The following is a 17,133-nucleotide window of genomic DNA, read 5'->3' as shown; positions in this document are numbered from 1 at the left end:
TAAATATATTTTCTAAAAAGCTAGTGCATGATTCTATGTACTAGCTTTTTTTATTTTATATTGGAACTAACGTATTCTTTAAATACTTCTTTTATTGATTACCTTTGCAGTGTCAAAATTAAATTTATCTATTATGAGTAAAAAGCCTTTACTAGGCATGACATTAGAAGAGATTGTAGAAACAGTTTCTTCGTTGAACATGCCTAAATTTACAGCGAAACAGATTGCTTCTTGGCTTTATGAGAAAAAAGTCACATCAATTGATGAGATGACTAATATCTCTTTAAAAAATAGAAATCTCTTGAGTTCTTGTTTTGAAGTTGGGTGCTCTAAACCTGTTCATGAAGCTAAATCTTCTGATGGTACTATAAAATATTTATTCTCTGCTGGAAACCTTCATACTGTCGAGTCTGTTTATATTCCAGATAATGATAGAGCTACACTTTGTGTTTCTTCTCAGGTTGGTTGCAAAATGAACTGTGTCTTTTGTATGACGGGTAAGCAAGGTTTCGGAGCTAATTTATCAGCTAATCAGATATTAAACCAGATCCAATCCATCCCTGAATCAGATCAGTTAACGAATATTGTTTTCATGGGTATGGGAGAACCCATGGATAATATTGAAGAAGTACTTAAGGTTTTATCTATTCTAACTTCTGACTATGGATATAAGTGGAGCCCTAAACGTATAACAGTTTCTACTGTTGGTCTTCGTAAAGGGTTTGAGCGCTTTTTAAAGGAGAGTGATTGTCACTTAGCTGTTAGTATTCATACACCATTTCCTATTCAAAGAGCCAAGCTTATGCCTGCAGAGAAAGCCTTCTCAATTACCGAAATAGTCGACATCCTTAAGGATTATGATTTCTCAAAACAGCGTAGACTCTCGTTTGAATATATAATGTTTAAAGATGAAAATGACGACTTGAATCATGCACGTGAGCTTGTTAAGCTTCTTAAGAATGTGGATTGTCGAATTAATCTTATTCGTTTTCATGCCATCCCAAATGTTGATTTGGTAGGTGCTGACTTAGAAACTATGACAAAGTTTCGCGATTATTTGTCAAATAATGGTATATTTACTACAATACGTGCTTCTCGTGGAGAAGATATTTTTGCTGCATGTGGAATGTTATCGACTATAGAAAAACAAAAAAATACTGCATTATGAAAAATATAAAGTTTATAGGTCTACTAATGCTTTTGAGCATTGTATTTGTTAGCTGTAAGCAAGGTAATAAGCGTGGTCCTTTGACACCTACTTCTAGTGGATTACCCTATGAGTTATTGGTTGTTATAGACCAAAAATATGTTGATTCACCTTTGGGAGAAGCTGTTACAGAGGTCTTAACTAGCAATGTGCCAGGACTACCTCAGCCTGAGGCTGCATTTAAATTAATGTATACAGACCCTCAGCACTTTGATGGAATACTCAAGCCTATTAGAAACTTAGTTATAGTTAAAGTAGATAAGATTTATACTGAGCCTCGTTTCAATACCGCTTCCGATGTGTATGCCTATCCTCAGTCTGTAGTAACTATTCAAGGGCCGACTGCAGAGAGTTTAGCTGCCTACGTTACTCAGAATGGAGCTTCTATAGTGGATTATTTCACAAAAGCTGAAATGAATCGGCAGATTACTATTTTAGAGAAGAACCATAGTCAACAAATTGCTTCAACCGTTAAAGAAATGTTTGGAAGTGATGTTTGGGTGTCTGGTGATTTAAAATCAACTAAAACAGGTGAAAACTTTTTCTGGGCAGGAACTAATGAAGGAACCTCAGAAAGGTACTTTATGGTCTATTCAATCCCTTATGTAGATGACGACTCTTTTACTCCTGAATATATGATTCACAAGAGGGATTCTGTATTAAGAGTTAATGTTTTAGGAGAAAGTGAAGGGTCTTATATGACAACTGTCGCTGAAGTGACTGAGGTAAAACCCATTAATGTTCAAGATGAATATACTCTGGAGGCTAGAGGCCTATGGCGTGTTGTTAATGATCGTATGGGAGGGCCTTTTGTTGCTCAAATGCGTTTAGACAAACAAAATAAACGATTAATATTTGTAGATACTTTTGTTTTTGCTCCCGAAAAGATGAAGCGCAACTTGATGAGACAAATGGAGGCTTCTCTCTATACATTAAGATTGCCTGGAGCTTTGGCAAAGGAGATTGAAATCGCAAATACTGATTCTAATTAAGAGTAATTTATTTAAATGAGAAATAATAAAGTTATTGTAGGTATTACCCAAGGGGATATCAACGGAGTTGGATATGAAGTTATCTTAAAGACATTTGCATCTTTAGAGATGCTTGAGTTTTGCATCCCTGTTGTTTATGGTTCACCTAAGGTCGCGGCTTATCATGGTAAAAGCCTTGAAGTTGAGACTAATTTTAGCATCATAAACTCTATTGAAGAAGCTTCAGATAACACGTTGAGTATTCTCAACTGTATCGATACAGATGTTCGTGTAGAGTTTTCTACTCAAGATAAAGAGGCTGGAGCAGCTGCTCTAAAATCTTTAGAGTGCGCTGTAGAAGATTATAAGAATGGGCTTATTGATGTTTTAGTAACTGCTCCTATTAACAAACATGTGATTCAGTCGGAAAACTTTAATTTCCCAGGGCATACTGAGTACCTCGAAGATAGGTTAGGTGACGGTCACAAGTCATTAATGATATTATTGAAAGATGATTTTAGAGTTGCTGTTGCCACTGGACATCTTCCTTTGAGAGAAGTTCCGTTAGCACTCACTAAGGAACTGATAGAGCGTAAAATCAATATTTTCAACCAAAGCTTAATTAACGATTTTGGTATTGCCAAACCTCGTATTGCTGTTTTGGGTTTAAATCCTCATGCTGGTGATGATGGCTTATTGGGTAACGAAGAGATTGAAATCATTAAGCCAGCCATTCAACAAATGAATGAAGATGGACTTTTCTGCTATGGTCCTTTCTCTGCTGATGGTTTTTTTGGTTCCAATGACTTTACTAAGTTTGATGGTATTCTTGCTATGTATCACGATCAAGGTCTGATTCCATTTAAGGTATTGGCTATGGAGGATGGTGTTAATTTTACTGCAGGTTTACCCGTTGTAAGAACTTCTCCTGCTCATGGTACAGCTTACAGTATTGCTGGTAAAGGTATTGCTAGTGAGTCATCGTTCCGACAAGCTATTTATACTGCTATTGATGTTTTTCGATACCGTAAAGAGCAAGAACGATTGTCTGCTAATCCTCTTGGGCGACTTTACTTCAATAAAAAAGACGATAGTGATAAGCTCGTATTAGATAAAGAGGACGATCACGATGATTTTTAAAGGTTAATGGAATATATTATGACTAGTGCTGAAATTCAAAAAGTTAAATTGCGTTTTGGGGTAATTGGCAATTGCTCGGGCTTGCTTAGGGCGATTGATATTGCTATGCAAGTTGCTCCAACGGATTTAAGCGTACTGGTTACTGGTGAGAGTGGGGTAGGAAAAGAAAGTTTCCCTCAAATAATCCATCAGTATAGCAGGCGTAAGCATGGTAAATATATTGCTGTCAATTGTGGTGCTATTCCTGAAGGTACTATTGATTCTGAGCTTTTCGGTCACGAAAAAGGATCTTTTACTGGTGCATTGGGTGATCGTAAAGGTTATTTTGGAGAAGCGGATAAGGGTACAATTTTCTTAGATGAAGTCGGTGAGTTACCTCTGCCAACTCAAGCACGATTGCTACGTGTTCTTGAAAGTGGTGAGTTCCTTAAGGTTGGTTCTTCCAAAGTTGAAAAAACTGATGTTAGGATTGTCGCAGCTACCAATGTTAATCTTCGTCAGGCAATAGCTGATGGTCGATTTAGAGAAGACCTTTATTATCGTCTAAACACTGTACCTATTGAAATTCCACCTTTGCGTGAGCGAGGTAATGATTCGGTATTACTATTTAGAAAGTTTGCTGCAGATTTTGCAGAGAAATACAATATGCCTTCTATACAGCTTACCGATGATGCTAAACATGAATTAGTTTCCTACTCTTGGCCAGGAAATGTTCGTCAACTAAAGAATATTGCTGAACAGATATCTATTATTGAAACTCAGCGTGAGATAACTGGTGAAATACTTCTAAGATATTTACCAGAAAAAATTAAAGGTGGGAATCTTCCTGCTCTCTTGGGCAGAAAATCAACAGGGTTTGAAAGTGAGAGAGAGATTCTATATCAAGTACTTTTTGATATGCGAAAGGATATTACAGATCTTAAGTCATTAGTACATGATATTATGAATGATAGAATTTCGAACTATTATCCAGATGATACACCAATTGTGCATACCCCGAATACACCTGCTACAATCAACTTAGATTCTCGTCTTGATACTGTAGATAATCATATTCAAGATACACAAGAGTATATAGAAGAAACTTTATCTTTAGATGAAGTTGAAAAAGAAATGATCAAAAGAGCTTTATTAAAGCATAATGGAAAAAGAAAAAGTGCAGCTAAAGATTTAAATATCTCTGAGCGTACATTATATAGGAAAATTAAAGAATATGACTTGGATTAAAAATAACCCCTTGTTATTGAGTGTTTTTTGTTTGTTTCTAACAGCTTGCACTATCTCTTATAAGTTTAATGGATCTTCTATTAACTATGATAAGGTGAAAACCATTTCTATTGCTGACTTTCCAATCAAGTCAGCATATGTTTATGCACCACTAGGAACAAAATTCAACGAAGACATAAATGATATATTTATTCGTCAAACCCGTTTGGAAATTGTTAATCGAGATGCTGATTTAGAGATTGAAGGAGAAATCACAGGCTATAATCAATATAATCAGGCTGTTGCTGCCGATGGTTATTCGTCTGAAACTAAGCTTACTCTGACTGTAAATGTTAGATTTACGAATAATACCGATCATGAACAAGATTTCGAACAACAGTTTTCAGCATTCAGAACTTATGAGTCAACTCAAATGCTCACAGCAGTCCAAGATCAGTTGATTGCTGAAATGGTTAAAGAAATCACAGAACAAATATTTAATGCAACAGTAGCTAACTGGTAATTGATGGATGAAATTATTTTAAAAAAGCTTTTGAGTAATGGTTCAGAATTAGGGATTCAATCAAATTTAGATTTACTCTCTGAGGCTGTAATTGACTATCCTTATTCACAGCCTTTGCGTATTTTGTACCTATCAGCTCTCAAAAGAATGGGTGCTCATAACTTTATTGATGAGCTTAAAAAGGCTGCACTCTATATTGCAGATCGCAAATTGCTCTATTTCCTATTTGAGGATACTAGTGTTAGCAGTTTGGGCGAAACTATTGTCGAGCCTCTAAACACTGTTAAACCTAAGGTTGTTGTAAGTGATGAAGTAAAAGAGGAGGATAAAACTTTAGATTTAATTGACTCTTTTTTATTGACTTTACCTCAAGAAGAAACTTATTCAGAAGGTTTAGAGCTCTCGTCAGACTATACAGGTTATTTACTAGAAGAATCTGTTTCGCAGACTAAAGCTGAAGATAATAGTTTGGATGGTCAGGATTTGATAGATGAATTTCTTCGTAGTCAGAAGAATAAAAGTGTAGGTGAAAGGCATCAAGTTATACGAGTAAGTGATGAGTGTAAAAATAATCTAAATCCTGTGGAAATCGGTACGTTAGCTCTAAAAGAGGAGCCTGAGGCTGAAGATGAAGGTTTCTTTACTGAAACATTAGCTAAAATATACGTTAAACAACAAAGATATGATAAAGCTCTTGAAATTTTAAAAAAGTTAAGCTTGAAATATCCAAATAAAAATGCTTACTTTGCAGACCAAATAAGGTTCTTAGAGAAGTTAATTATAAATGACAAATCGAAATAATATAATAAAACAACGATGTATACATTTTTACTAGTATTGATTATAGTGCTTTCAATAGCACTTTGCCTAATCGTTTTGATTCAAAAATCAAAAGGTGGAGGTTTAGCTTCAGGTTTTTCTTCGACTAATCAAATTATGGGTGTGCCTAAAATGACCGACTTCATTGAGAAAATGACCTGGGGACTTGCTGCGGCAATTGTTATTTTAAGCATTGCTACTGCTCACGTTTTACCATCAACAAATGCTGATCAAGACGGTAACAGATTTCTAGAGCAAGCTCAGAAACAACAAGTTGAGAACCCTTATAACTTCCAAGACCAAGGAGTTGCTCCTATTGAAACTCCTAGTGTAGCTGAAGATTCTGCATCATCAAATTAATTTTGATGTATACTTAAAGATATCACAATTATGGCTGTAACCTTGTAAAGTTACAGCCATAATTGCTTTTAGAGACTATTAACTGTATATAAAATGAATAAAATTTCTCACACAACGATGAGAGAGTCGACGCTGCTTCGCTGGACTGCATTGATTCTTGTCTCAGCAACTATGTTCTTCGGATACATGTTTGTTGATGTTCTTTCTCCTTTACAAACGCTTTTACAACAACAAAAAGGATGGACTCCCGAAGTCTACGGAACTTTTGCTAGTTCTGAGTATTTCTTAAATGTGTTTGTACTCTTCTTGTTTTTTGCAGGTATTATTCTTGATAAGATGGGGATTCGCTTTACTGGACTTCTCTCTTGTACGCTGATGATAATTGGTGCAGCTATTAAGTTGTATGCAATATCTTCTTACTTTGTTGAAGGTGGTGCTGTTTATGACTTTCTAAATAGCTTTGTACCTTCATTTCCAGCGTCAGCTAAGCTGGCATCTATTGGTTTTGCAATTTTTGGCTGCGGAATCGAAATGGCTGGAATTACTGTATCTAAGACTATTGTAAAATGGTTTACCGGCAAAGAGATGGCATTGGCTATGGGTATTGAAATGGCTATTGCTCGTTTGGGGGTTTTTGCAGTATTTCGTCTATCACCCTATGTTGCTAACCTTGGTACTCCTGATATTGTTCGTCCTGTTGCTGTTTGTGGTATTTTACTTTGTGTGGGTTTATTGTCTTTCTTTGTCTATTCATTGATGGATAAGAAACTTAATAGTCAAGACAAAACTATTCAATTGGAGGATGATGAAGAGTTCGAAGAACCATTCAAATTTAGTGATCTTACCAAGTTAATCTCAAATAAGGTTTACTTAATCGTAGCTGGTCTTTGTGTGCTTTATTATGCTGCAATCTTCCCTTTTCAGAAATTTGCAACTAGTATGCTTGAAAACAATTTAGGACTCGATACTACTGATGCTGCGGACTTGTTTTCTTATTTTCCAATTGGAGCTGTTGTTTTGACTCCGATCTTGGGATGGTTCTTAGATACGCGAGGTAAGGGAGCTACAATGCTGATTATTGGATCTGTATTGGTATTTGTTTGTCACTTAACATTTGCTCTATATCCATTTCAGTCAGGAGATCCTACGAGTCTATTTGTAGCTTATGCTGCTATACTACTGTTGGGCGTTTCTTTCTCTTTAGTCCCGGCAGCCCTTTGGCCTTCAGTTCCTCATCTTGTTGCGCCTGCGTACTTGGGCTCAGCTTATAGCATTGTATTCTTGGTGCAAAACTTTGGTTTATGGTTGTTCCCAATCCTTATTGGTTTTGTTCTTGAAAAAACAAACCCTATTGCTATCCTTAATGCCAATGACGGGGTGTACGATTATACTTATGCTATGTTAGTGTTTGCATCTTGTGGTATCTTTGCTGGTCTATTGGGTATCTGGCTTAAAAGAGAAGACTCTAAACACGGATATGGTCTTGAAGAACCTAATGTAAAGAAGTAATGAGATCGGAGAATAAAGTATTTATTATGGATGTTATCCCCTCTAAGCTGGATAACATTCATACGCTTATAGCTGAAGATGGAAAGGTAACATTAGGTATTCAACGCTTCAGATCAAAATGGATTAATAAATACTTCATGCCTAAAAAAGTATCACCTGTTATTCGAGTTCCACTTGACAAGTATGGTTCTCAGGTATGGAAGCTTATAGATGGCCAGTCCGATATATCTAAAATCATAGAGCAAGCTCAATCCGAATTTCCAGAAGAAGAAAATTTTGATAAGCGCATCATAACTTATTTATACCAACTTAAAAAAGATAAGCTGATAGACTTCCTTATCGTTAATAAATAGTTATTCTTTTAACTCTTCAATATATTATAATAGTAATGGCTATAAAGCTCACTCTTTACACAGTGAATTTTATAGCCATTATATTTTGTGTGGTATAACTAATTTAGTCTTTCCAAAATCCTGGTGTAAGTAGCAGTAAGATGGTAAATAGTTCAAGTCTTCCGATAAGCATCAGAAATGAACATATCCACTTGGCAACTTCGGGCAATCCACTCCACGAAAAATCGGGACCAAACCTACCAAAGCCAGGGCCCATATTACTAATACTAGATATTACGACCCCAAAGGATTCAAGAAATTCAACCCCTGTAGCCATAATCAAGAGAGTAGATGTAAGTGTTATTAGAATAAACGTAAAGCTAAAGGCCAAAATAGTACTTTGTATCGTATTGGGTAGTGTCTGCTCATTAACTTTAACTCTAAGCACCACATTGGGGTGAATCATGCGTTTAAACTCATGAAAGGTGATTTTGGATAGGATGACCATTCTGATGCACTTAAAGCCACCTGAGGTGCTTCCTGCGCAAGCTCCAACAATCATAGGAATAAATAATAACCCCCATAAAAAAGGAGCCCAACTCATGTAGTTGTCTGTTGCGAACCCCGTTGAAGTGTGTATAGAACCTATTTGGAATAAAGCTACTCTAAAGGCTTTTTCTAAGTCGTAATTAGAAGTATAGTTTAACCCTACTGTAATAATTAGGGTTAGTATAATAACAGAAGTTAAGTAGTATTTTAACTCGGAGTTTTTGATAATCTTTTTGAATTTTCCAGTTAGCATGAGTAGGAGTACTGTGAAGTTGATCCCTGAGAAAATCATAAAAAAAGATATCACATATTCTATGTAACTAGAGTGATAAAAGGCTATACTAGACTGTTTAGTAGAGAATCCGCCAGTACTTGTTGTAGCAAACGAGTGGCAGATACTGTCGAAAAAACTCATATCACCAAGCCAAAGTAATCCTGTTTGTAGTGCTGTAAGTCCAGCGTAGATACCCCAAATCCATTTGGCAGTAACACTGATGCGTGGATGAACTTTATCATAACTAGGGCTCGACGACTCTGCAGCAAATAACTGTATACTACTTACGCCAAACAGAGGTAAAATCGCAATGGTAAACACGATAATGCCTAAACCTCCTATCCATTGGCTTAAACTTCGCCAAAAAAGAATCCCATGAGGGAGTTCTTCAATATTGTCGAGTATGGTACTTCCCGTACTGCTAAAGCCTGATATAGACTCAAAGTATGCATCTGCTAAATTGGGGATGTATCCACTATGGTAAAAAGGAATTGTTCCAACTATTGAAACTACTATCCACGATAAGGCAACAACCAAATAACCATCTCTTCGGCTAAGATACTTCTCAGCCCCTTTGCTTAGAAAAGTCAGGAGTACCCCAACTATAGCAGAAATAATAGCCGTATAGATAAAGCTTGTCAAGTCATCTCCTTGGTAAAATAATGAGACGCCTGAGCAAAATAGTAACATCGCCGATTCAATTAAAAGTAGAACTCCTATGATCCGTGCGATTAGTTTTAAGTTGATCATTTAATTGAAAAGTTTTTCTATTTTTTTGATCATGGTGTTGAGACAAAAAACTACAACATGGTCTCCTTCCTTAATTTGTGTATCTCCATTGACTAAAATTCCTTCGCCATTTCTAACCAGTCCGCCAATTGCAAAACCTTTAGGAATCCCCAGGTGCTGAACAGTTTTCTTGGTTACGCGCGAGTCTTTCTTGACTGTAAACTCAGCAACATCTGCATCCGCGAAGGTGAGACACTTTACATTCGATACGTCAACATCTAACATCATCTGATAGATATGGCTCGCAGTTATAAATTTTTTATTAATTATGGTTCCGATATCTAGGCTTTCGGCCATAGGAATAAAATCAACATTCTCTACCTCTGCAATGGTCTTAGCAACGCCCATGCGCTTAGCAGCAAGACAAGCGAGTATATTTGACTCAGAATTGCCCGTTAAGGCAATAAATGCATCTGTATGGCGGATTCCTTCATCTATGAGTAGATCCATATCTCTAGCATCTCCATTGAGAATCATGATTCTATTATCTAGTGCTTCACTGAGTCGGTTACAACGATCAATATTAGTATCTAATATTTTGATGTTAATGTAGTCGGGAGCATATTCAGCTGTGCGCGCAGCAATACGGCTGCCTCCCATAATCATGATGTTCCTCACATCAGGATAATCTTCTTTGCCCGTAACTTTCCTTATGTAAGAAATATATTTTTTTGTTGTGGTAAAATAAACAATATCGTTTAGTTCAATGGTATCCTTACCTCTAGGAATGATTGTTTCTTGATTACGTTTGATAGCAACAATATGGAAAGGGCTTTCGCTACTGCTCAACTCACTAAGAGTTGTGTCTAGTAATTCAGCATTCTCTCTGATTCTTACGCCTATTAGAACAATGGCTCCATCACAAAACTCCCACCATTGGCGTACCCAACTCATTTTCATAGCTGAGATAATCTCTTCGGCAGCAAGAAGCTCAGGATAGATTAGTGAGTCTACACCTAGCTCCTTGAAGAAGTCCTTGTTTTTTGGTTGCAAATATTCGTGATTGTCAATTCTAGCTACAGTCTTGCCTGCTCCCAAATTTGAAGCAAGCATACAGGCCGTAATATTTCTACTTTCATCTGGAGTCACTGCAATAAATAGATCGGCCGATTTAACATCAACTTCTTTGAGACAATTAATAGAGGTCGGTGATCCTATATGAGTCATCAGGTCAAAATTTGAGTTTAAAGTCTCTAATCTCTCCTCATCTTCATCTAATAAAATGATGTCTTGTTTTTCGCTCGACAATAATTTGGCTAAGTGTGTGCCTACTGCACCAGCACCTGCAATAATGATTTTCATAGATTCTTATTTGTTGAGTATATCCAGCATTGCTTCTTCAATGGCTGGAGTATCTAAATTGCACAAATGATAGAGTTCTTCTACTCTGCCATGTTCTATAAATTCATCAGGGATGCCCATACGGTGTATGCTTGGGGTATAGTTGTTTTCTGACATAAACTCTAATATTGCACTGCCCATACCTCCTTTGATGACTCCATCTTCTAGGGTTATGATTTTATTGAATTTTTGTCCAATGCTGTGCAGCATTTCTGTATCTAGAGGTTTTAGGAATCTCAAATCGTACAAGGCGATTGATTTTCCTTGTTTTTCTAAGTTTTCAATCGCTTCTTGAGCTTTGACTCCTATCGGGCCCAATGAAATTACCGCAAGTTCATCGCCCTGTGTAATTACTCGTCCTTTGCCAACGGGTATCTCTTCGAGTTTGCATTTCCAGTCTTTACAATTACCTCTTCCACGTGGATATCGAATCACAAAAGAACCTTTGTCTGGAAGTTGTGCCGTAAACATCATTCTACGCAGTTCGGGTTCATCCATCGGAGAAGCAATTGTTAGGTTGGGTATTGGTCTTAAAAAAGCAAGATCAAATACTCCATGATGTGTAGGACCATCTTCACCCACAAGCCCCGAGCGATCTAGACAAAGTACCACTGGTAGGTTTAGTAATGCAACATCATGTATTACATTATCATAGGCTCGTTGCATAAACGAGGAGTATATGTTGCAGAAAGGTTGTAGACCCTCCTTGGCCATACCTCCAGAAAATGTTACTGCATGCCCTTCGGCTATTCCTACATCAAAAGCTCTATTGGGTAGCTTATCCATAATTATATTCATTGAGCAACCCGAAGGCATAGCTGGGGTGACTCCTATAATATTGGAATTAGCTTGAGCTAGTTCTAATAAGGTTTCTCCAAAAACATCTTGAAACTTTGGTGGCAACCCACTTGAGTCCGATACAATACGTTCTCCAGTTTCGGGATTGAACTTTCCAGGAGCATGCCAAATGGTGGCCTGCTTCTCGGCAGGTTTAAATCCTTTGCCTTTAATGGTATGGACATGAAGAATCTTAGGGCCCTCCATATCTTTGATGTCATTAAGTATGCGTGTGAGAGTCTTTACATCGTGTCCGTTAACGGGACCAAAATACCTGATGTTAAGCCCTTCGAATATATTCTGTTGTTGCATAGCAACCGATTTGAGGCTGTTGCCAAATCGGATCAGTGTATTTTTACGATCTTCGGTCAAGATATTCATTCTTCGAAGCACTTTTGCTGCTTGATATCTAACCTGATTATAGGGTTGAGAAGTTGTTAGGTTGACTAAGTATTGCTTCATCCCTCCGACACTTTTGTCGATAGACATATCGTTGTCGTTTAAAATTATAAGTAAGTTATTGGGGATCGATGAGGCGTTATTTAACCCTTCAAACGCTAAACCTCCACTCATAGAGCCATCACCAATAATAGCTACAACGTGGCGATCATTCTCACCTTTAATCCGTGCAGCAGCAGCCATACCCAGTGCTGCCGAAATAGAGTTCGATGCATGGCCACAAGCAAACGTATCATACTCACTTTCTAGAGGTGATGGGAACGGTCCTATACCTTTGAACTGGCGGTTAGTATAAAAAATATCTTTTCTGCCCGTTAATATTTTATGCACATAAGCTTGATGTCCAACATCCCAAACCAAACGGTCGTAGGGTGTGTTGAAGACATGATGAAGTCCCACCGTCAACTCTACTACTCCTAGGCTAGCACCAAAGTGTCCAGGGTTACATGAAAGCTCATCAATGATGTCTTCGCGTAATTCTGAGCAAAGTTGTTCGAGTTGACCTACTTCAAGCTTGCGTAAATCAGCAGGTGAAGATATATGATTAAGTAAGTTGAATTTTGACTCCTTATCCATTTTAAAAAAGTTATTGTGCAAATCTACAAAAAGAAGTAGAATACTCTTGTTTATAGATTCATAATCTTAGAGGCTTGTTCTAAGCTAATAATCAAAAATAAGTATAATAAACCATATTCGATATACATTTCATTAGAAGCTTACGACGTATCGATCTTGTGAATGCCTACTGAGTGTATAACAGGTTAATTAATAAATGCTTATTTAGTATCTAAATCTTTTAAGTTCATTCTATCTTTGTCAAAACTTAATCTCCCAAAATCTAGCCAAGCTGGTTTTTGGGTAGTTTATTATTTTATTTAAATAGGATGTTATGCAGTTTACCACACCTTTGGATATTTCTCCTAAGAGCTTTCCTAAAATGGATCACACACATACTATACTAAGTTTAGGGTCTTGTTTTTCTCAACATATTGGAAACAAGCTAGAGCAGGCTAAGTTTGATTGTATTAATAACCCTTACGGTATACTTTATAATCCTGCATCAATAGCTAAGGCCTTAGATGAAATAATAGAGGGTAAGAACTATGTGTCTGAAGATGTTTTTTTTCATGCCGAACAATGGCATAGTTGGATGCATCACGGTTCTTTTTCGAGTTCTAATAAGCAACAGGTAATCCAAGAGATAAACAATAAACGTGAGTCTGCATCTATAGCTATTAACGATCTGGATTACCTCTTAATTACTTTTGGTTCGGCCTGGGTATATCGTTTGAAGCAGAGCAATCAGGTTGTATCCAATTGCCATAAAGTAATTTCCGATAATTTTATTCGTCAGCGCTTGAGTGTTAAAGGAATTGTAGAAACTTATCGAACCCTGATTTATAAGTTGGTAAAAAAATCACCCAAACTGAAGATTATATTTTCTGTTAGCCCTATACGGCATATTCGTGATGGCTTACACGAGAATCAACTTAGTAAATCAATTTTGCTTTTGGCCATTGATGAGCTTGTCAAGGAGTTTGAAAATATCATTTACTTCCCCTCTTACGAAATTGTATTAGATGAACTGCGAGACTATCGCTTTTATGCCGAAGATATGCTGCATCCATCGGGTGTTACAATCGAATATATTTGGGGGAAATATCAAAAAGTATTCTTTTCTAAGGATACAGTCTCTCTAATAACAGCATGCTTGAAGATTGAAAAAAGTTTAAAGCATCGACCATTAAATCCCAACACCCAGAGCTATTATTCTTTTTTACAAGATTTAATAGATAAAATGAATCTAATCTCGAATAAATATCCGAAATTAGATTTTAGAAAGGAGATAGATACATGTCGTATACCATTGAAAAAATAACCAAGCTACTTAAGGCTAAACGAGTAGGTCAGACCAACTCAACCATTAACTGGTTATTGACTGACAGCCGGTCGTTAAGCTTTCCAGAAGATACACTGTTTTTTGCTCTATATTCTCTGCACGGAGATGGAACAAAATACATTAAAGATTTATACGGTCGAGGAGTAAGAAACTTTGTCATTGCTCCAGCTCAAGGACACAAGCAATCTCAGGGATTAGATTTATCGTCATACCCTGATGCAAACTTTTTGGAGGTTGAAAATACCCTTAAAGCCCTTCAGCGTCTAACGACTTATCATCGGAGTCAGTTTAAATATCCTGTTGTTGGAATAACAGGCAGTAACGGAAAAACAATAGTTAAGGAGTGGCTACATCAGCTACTTTCAACCGATCGAAAGGTTGTTCGATCTCCTCGGAGTTATAACTCACAGATTGGTGTACCGCTTTCGGTTTGGCAAATGAATGAAGATTCGGACATTGCTATTTTTGAAGCTGGAATTTCCGAACCCGATGAAATGGGCGTTCTAGAGTCGATTATTAAACCTACTATTGGAGTTCTAACCAATATGGGGGGGGCACATCAAGAGAACTTCTTTTCTATGCAAGAGAAATGTATGGAGAAGCTCAAACTCTTTAAGGATTGTGATGTGATTATATATGAAGCCGACTCCGACTTGATATCTAATTGTATGGCTAAATCTTTATTAACCTCCCGAGAAATTGCTTGGAGTAGGTATAACATGGAGCGGCCTTTGTTCATTTCGAATGTTGATAAGAATGAGTATTCTACTCGTATTTCTTATCGATACTTGGGATTGGATAATTTCTATACTATTCCTTTTATAGATGAAGCTTCAATTGAAAATTCCATACATTGCTTGGCTATTTGTCTTTATCTTATGCTCTCTCCAGCAACAATTCGTGAGCGTATGGCCAAGCTAGAACCTGTTGCAATGCGCCTTGAAGTTAAAGAGGGTAGAAACAATTGTTTAGTTATTAACGATAGCTATAATTCGGATCTTTTATCACTCGATATTGCCCTGGATTTTCATTACCGAAGGTCACTTCAAAACAACTTAAAACGCACATTGGTGTTGTCTGATCTGCTCGAGACTGGGCAAAGTACACCTGCACTATATCGTCGAATTGGCCAGCTGATTTCTTCAAAAGATATACAGCGCCTGGTTGGTGTAGGTAAAAACATGTCTAAAGAGTTTGCTCAATTTTCTGTTGGCGAAAAAACATTCTTTAATACTACCGATGAGCTGATCAAGGCTATCAAGCGTGGTGATCTAAAATTTAGCAATGAAAGCATTCTCTTAAAGGGTGCACGTACCTTTGGATTTGAAACAATTCTCGAGGAAATTGAGCTCAAGCGTCATGAAACTATCTTAGAGGTCAATCTCAATGCACTGGTTCATAACTTAAAGTTCTACAGAAATCAGCTTAAGCCCGAAACGAAAATAATGTGTATGGTAAAGGCTTCAGCTTATGGTGCAGGAGCTTATGAAATAGCCAAAACGCTTCAAGATCGCAAGGTCGATTATTTGGCTGTAGCTGTAGCCGATGAAGGTGCAGAATTACGTAAGATAGGGATAACGACTTCCATAGTAATAATGAATCCAGAGGTTTCAGCTTTTCAACAGCTTTTTCAGTATAGTTTAGAGCCTGAAGTATATAGCTTTCACTTACTTGAGCAACTTATCGAAGCTGCCCAACGCGAGGGTATAGCCAGTATGCCTATTCATATTAAGATTGATACGGGTATGCACCGTTTAGGCTTTATGCCCGATGAAATACCACAGTTAATTGCTAGACTGAAAAGTCAGAATTCATTGATTCCAAAGTCAGTGTTTTCGCATCTGGTAGGTAGTGATTCAGTAGATTTTGATGAGTTCTCTGCTCTTCAAATAGCCTGTTTTGATCAGTCTTCTGCTCTGTTACAAGCAGCATTCAGCCATAAGATTATTCGCCATATATGTAACTCAGCTGCGATACAACGTTTTCCATCAGCACATTATGATATGGTGCGATTGGGGATTGGTTTATATGGTGTTCACCCTTCGGGTGGGACAGGGTTAGAAACTGTTAATACTCTCAAAACAACAATCTTGCAAATTAAAGAAATAGGACCCGATGAAACCGTGGGCTATAGTCGCAAAGGTATAGTTGATCGGGTAACCCGTGTTGCAGCTATTCCTATAGGATATGCCGACGGGCTCAATCGCCGCTTGGGCAATCGAAATGGATACAGTTTAGTCAACGGACAAGAAGCACCTTATTTGGGTAATATTTGCATGGATGTGAGTATGATTGATGTGACCAATATTGATTGTAAAGAAGGTGATGAGGTTGTTATTTATGGCGAAGATTTACCTGCTCAAGTGCTTGCCGATAAATTAGATACAATACCTTATGAGATTTTAGCAAACATATCAAATCGTGTGAAGCGTATTTACTTTTTAGACTAGAAATTGCTGTTTATTTCGTACTTTTGTAAGAGTAATTTTAAATTAATCTAATATGTTTTTACTAACAACAACGCTAGCATTTATTTCAGGTTCGGAGTGGATAATCGTAGCATTTTAGTCTTATTATTATTCGGAGGAAAGAAGATTCCTGAGTTGATGAGAGGGCTAGGAAAAGGAGTCAAAAGTTTTAAAGATGGTGTGAATGACGCCAAAGAAGAAATCAACAAAACACAAGAAGAAATAAAAAATAACGATAAACCTAAAGCTGAATAAAATATGGGAGAGATGACCTTTTGGAATCATCTAGATGAACTTCGATATTTAATTTTTAGAGTTTTAGGCGTTTGGCTAGTGATAGCTATCGTGTTTTTTATTGCAATGGACACTGTCTCAGGAAGTGTGTAAGTAAATTAAGCTTGGGTTGGGTTATTGTTATAGCCTGACCCTTTCTTTGTAAATAATTAGGA

At 37.1% G+C, this 17,133-nt stretch carries 14 protein-coding genes and 2 pseudogenes; 13 read left to right on the top strand and 3 right to left on the bottom strand.

The window, feature by feature from the left end:
* The first annotated feature begins 133 nt into the window (after nt 1-133).
* From rlmN to B091_RS0103440, 9 genes are all read left to right on the top strand, one after another.
* Complete coding sequence (gene rlmN / locus B091_RS0103480) at nt 134-1,168, top strand: dual-specificity RNA methyltransferase RlmN (protein ID WP_018108617.1); 1,035 nt, start codon at nt 134-136, stop codon at nt 1,166-1,168.
* A complete protein-coding gene (locus B091_RS0103475; RefSeq protein ID WP_025069514.1) occupies nt 1,165-2,199 on the top strand; it encodes a DUF4837 family protein in 1,035 nt (344 codons plus the stop codon). The genes rlmN and B091_RS0103475 overlap by 4 nt, the downstream gene beginning before the upstream one ends.
* A 15-nt stretch (nt 2,200-2,214) precedes the next feature.
* A complete protein-coding gene (pdxA, locus tag B091_RS0103470) occupies nt 2,215-3,318 on the top strand; it encodes a 4-hydroxythreonine-4-phosphate dehydrogenase PdxA (protein WP_018108615.1) in 1,104 nt (367 codons plus the stop codon).
* Between the two features lie 18 nt (nt 3,319-3,336).
* Nucleotides 3,337-4,545 carry a sigma-54 interaction domain-containing protein gene (locus B091_RS0103465; RefSeq protein WP_025069515.1) on the top strand — a complete coding sequence of 403 codons (1,209 nt, stop codon included), beginning with the start codon at nt 3,337-3,339 and terminating at the stop codon, nt 4,543-4,545.
* Nucleotides 4,532-5,047 carry an LPS assembly lipoprotein LptE gene (gene lptE / locus B091_RS0103460; protein ID WP_018108613.1) on the top strand — a complete coding sequence of 172 codons (516 nt, stop codon included), beginning with the start codon at nt 4,532-4,534 and terminating at the stop codon, nt 5,045-5,047. The genes B091_RS0103465 and lptE overlap by 14 nt, the downstream gene beginning before the upstream one ends.
* 3 nt (nt 5,048-5,050) lie before the next feature.
* Nucleotides 5,051-5,848: a tetratricopeptide repeat protein gene (locus B091_RS0103455; RefSeq protein WP_018108612.1), complete on the top strand. Its 798-nt coding sequence runs from the start codon at nt 5,051-5,053 to the stop codon at nt 5,846-5,848.
* Nucleotides 5,849-5,863: 15 nt separating this feature from the next.
* Complete coding sequence (secG, locus tag B091_RS0103450; RefSeq protein WP_018108611.1) at nt 5,864-6,226, top strand: preprotein translocase subunit SecG; 363 nt, start codon at nt 5,864-5,866, stop codon at nt 6,224-6,226.
* A gap of 93 nt (nt 6,227-6,319) precedes the next feature.
* Nucleotides 6,320-7,735: an MFS transporter gene (locus B091_RS0103445; RefSeq protein ID WP_025069516.1), complete on the top strand. Its 1,416-nt coding sequence runs from the start codon at nt 6,320-6,322 to the stop codon at nt 7,733-7,735.
* On the top strand, nt 7,735-8,088 hold the full coding sequence (locus B091_RS0103440) for a PqqD family protein (RefSeq protein ID WP_018108609.1): 354 nt from the start codon (nt 7,735-7,737) through the stop codon (nt 8,086-8,088). Before B091_RS0103445 ends, B091_RS0103440 begins: the two co-directional genes overlap by 1 nt.
* A gap of 103 nt (nt 8,089-8,191) precedes the next feature.
* Here B091_RS0103440 and B091_RS0103435 read toward each other — a convergent pair whose 3' ends face one another.
* Genes B091_RS0103435 through dxs form a run of 3 tightly spaced genes read right to left on the bottom strand, consistent with a single transcriptional unit; the run spans nt 8,192 to nt 12,892 of the window.
* Nucleotides 8,192-9,640 (bottom strand): TrkH family potassium uptake protein, encoded by a 1,449-nt coding sequence (locus B091_RS0103435; protein WP_025069517.1) that lies wholly within the window; start codon nt 9,638-9,640, stop codon nt 8,192-8,194.
* Nucleotides 9,641-10,981, bottom strand: coding sequence for a Trk system potassium transporter TrkA (gene trkA, locus B091_RS0103430; protein ID WP_018108607.1), 1,341 nt, complete (start codon nt 10,979-10,981; stop codon nt 9,641-9,643).
* A 6-nt stretch (nt 10,982-10,987) separates the two neighbouring features.
* Nucleotides 10,988-12,892 (bottom strand): 1-deoxy-D-xylulose-5-phosphate synthase, encoded by a 1,905-nt coding sequence (dxs, locus tag B091_RS0103425; RefSeq protein ID WP_018108606.1) that lies wholly within the window; start codon nt 12,890-12,892, stop codon nt 10,988-10,990.
* A 313-nt stretch (nt 12,893-13,205) separates the two neighbouring features.
* Between dxs and B091_RS0103420 the strand changes: the two genes are divergently transcribed.
* From B091_RS0103420 to B091_RS12815, 4 genes and pseudogenes are all read left to right on the top strand, one after another.
* Nucleotides 13,206-14,195 carry a GSCFA domain-containing protein gene (locus B091_RS0103420; RefSeq protein WP_018108605.1) on the top strand — a complete coding sequence of 330 codons (990 nt, stop codon included), beginning with the start codon at nt 13,206-13,208 and terminating at the stop codon, nt 14,193-14,195.
* Nucleotides 14,171-16,666 carry a bifunctional UDP-N-acetylmuramoyl-tripeptide:D-alanyl-D-alanine ligase/alanine racemase gene (locus B091_RS0103415; RefSeq protein WP_018108604.1) on the top strand — a complete coding sequence of 832 codons (2,496 nt, stop codon included), beginning with the start codon at nt 14,171-14,173 and terminating at the stop codon, nt 16,664-16,666. Before B091_RS0103420 ends, B091_RS0103415 begins: the two co-directional genes overlap by 25 nt.
* A 52-nt stretch (nt 16,667-16,718) precedes the next feature.
* Nucleotides 16,719-16,939: pseudogene (locus tag B091_RS11695) on the top strand (Sec-independent protein translocase subunit TatA/TatB).
* Nucleotides 16,940-16,942: 3 nt separating this feature from the next.
* Nucleotides 16,943-17,047: pseudogene (locus B091_RS12815) on the top strand (twin-arginine translocase subunit TatC); the annotation flags it as partial.
* Nucleotides 17,048-17,133 lie beyond the last annotated feature (86 nt).

This window comes from Bacteroides propionicifaciens DSM 19291 = JCM 14649 (assembly GCF_000375405.1).
GTDB classification, from domain to species: Bacteria; Bacteroidota; Bacteroidia; order Bacteroidales; family Bacteroidaceae; genus Bacteroides_E; species Bacteroides_E propionicifaciens.
Note: the sequence above shows the minus strand (reverse complement) of the source record. Positions and strands in the feature narration are given on the sequence as shown.

What these genes read in the sequence shown, in the direction of transcription:
- B091_RS0103455 (WP_018108612.1), top strand. Translation starts at nt 5,051, where the DNA reads ATGGATGAAATTATTTTAAAAAAGCTTTTGAGTAATGGTTCAGAATTA.
- B091_RS0103415 (WP_018108604.1), top strand. Translation starts at nt 14,171, where the DNA reads ATGTCGTATACCATTGAAAAAATAACCAAGCTACTTAAGGCTAAACGA.
- dxs (WP_018108606.1), bottom strand. Translation starts at nt 12,892, where the DNA reads ATGGATAAGGAGTCAAAATTCAACTTACTTAATCATATATCTTCACCT.
- B091_RS0103465 (WP_025069515.1), top strand. Translation starts at nt 3,337, where the DNA reads ATGACTAGTGCTGAAATTCAAAAAGTTAAATTGCGTTTTGGGGTAATT.
- pdxA (WP_018108615.1), top strand. Translation starts at nt 2,215, where the DNA reads ATGAGAAATAATAAAGTTATTGTAGGTATTACCCAAGGGGATATCAAC.
- B091_RS0103445 (WP_025069516.1), top strand. Translation starts at nt 6,320, where the DNA reads ATGAATAAAATTTCTCACACAACGATGAGAGAGTCGACGCTGCTTCGC.
- B091_RS0103435 (WP_025069517.1), bottom strand. Translation starts at nt 9,640, where the DNA reads ATGATCAACTTAAAACTAATCGCACGGATCATAGGAGTTCTACTTTTA.
- B091_RS0103420 (WP_018108605.1), top strand. Translation starts at nt 13,206, where the DNA reads ATGCAGTTTACCACACCTTTGGATATTTCTCCTAAGAGCTTTCCTAAA.
- trkA (WP_018108607.1), bottom strand. Translation starts at nt 10,981, where the DNA reads ATGAAAATCATTATTGCAGGTGCTGGTGCAGTAGGCACACACTTAGCC.
- secG (WP_018108611.1), top strand. Translation starts at nt 5,864, where the DNA reads ATGTATACATTTTTACTAGTATTGATTATAGTGCTTTCAATAGCACTT.
- rlmN (WP_018108617.1), top strand. Translation starts at nt 134, where the DNA reads ATGAGTAAAAAGCCTTTACTAGGCATGACATTAGAAGAGATTGTAGAA.
- B091_RS0103475 (WP_025069514.1), top strand. Translation starts at nt 1,165, where the DNA reads ATGAAAAATATAAAGTTTATAGGTCTACTAATGCTTTTGAGCATTGTA.
- B091_RS0103440 (WP_018108609.1), top strand. Translation starts at nt 7,735, where the DNA reads ATGAGATCGGAGAATAAAGTATTTATTATGGATGTTATCCCCTCTAAG.
- lptE (WP_018108613.1), top strand. Translation starts at nt 4,532, where the DNA reads ATGACTTGGATTAAAAATAACCCCTTGTTATTGAGTGTTTTTTGTTTG.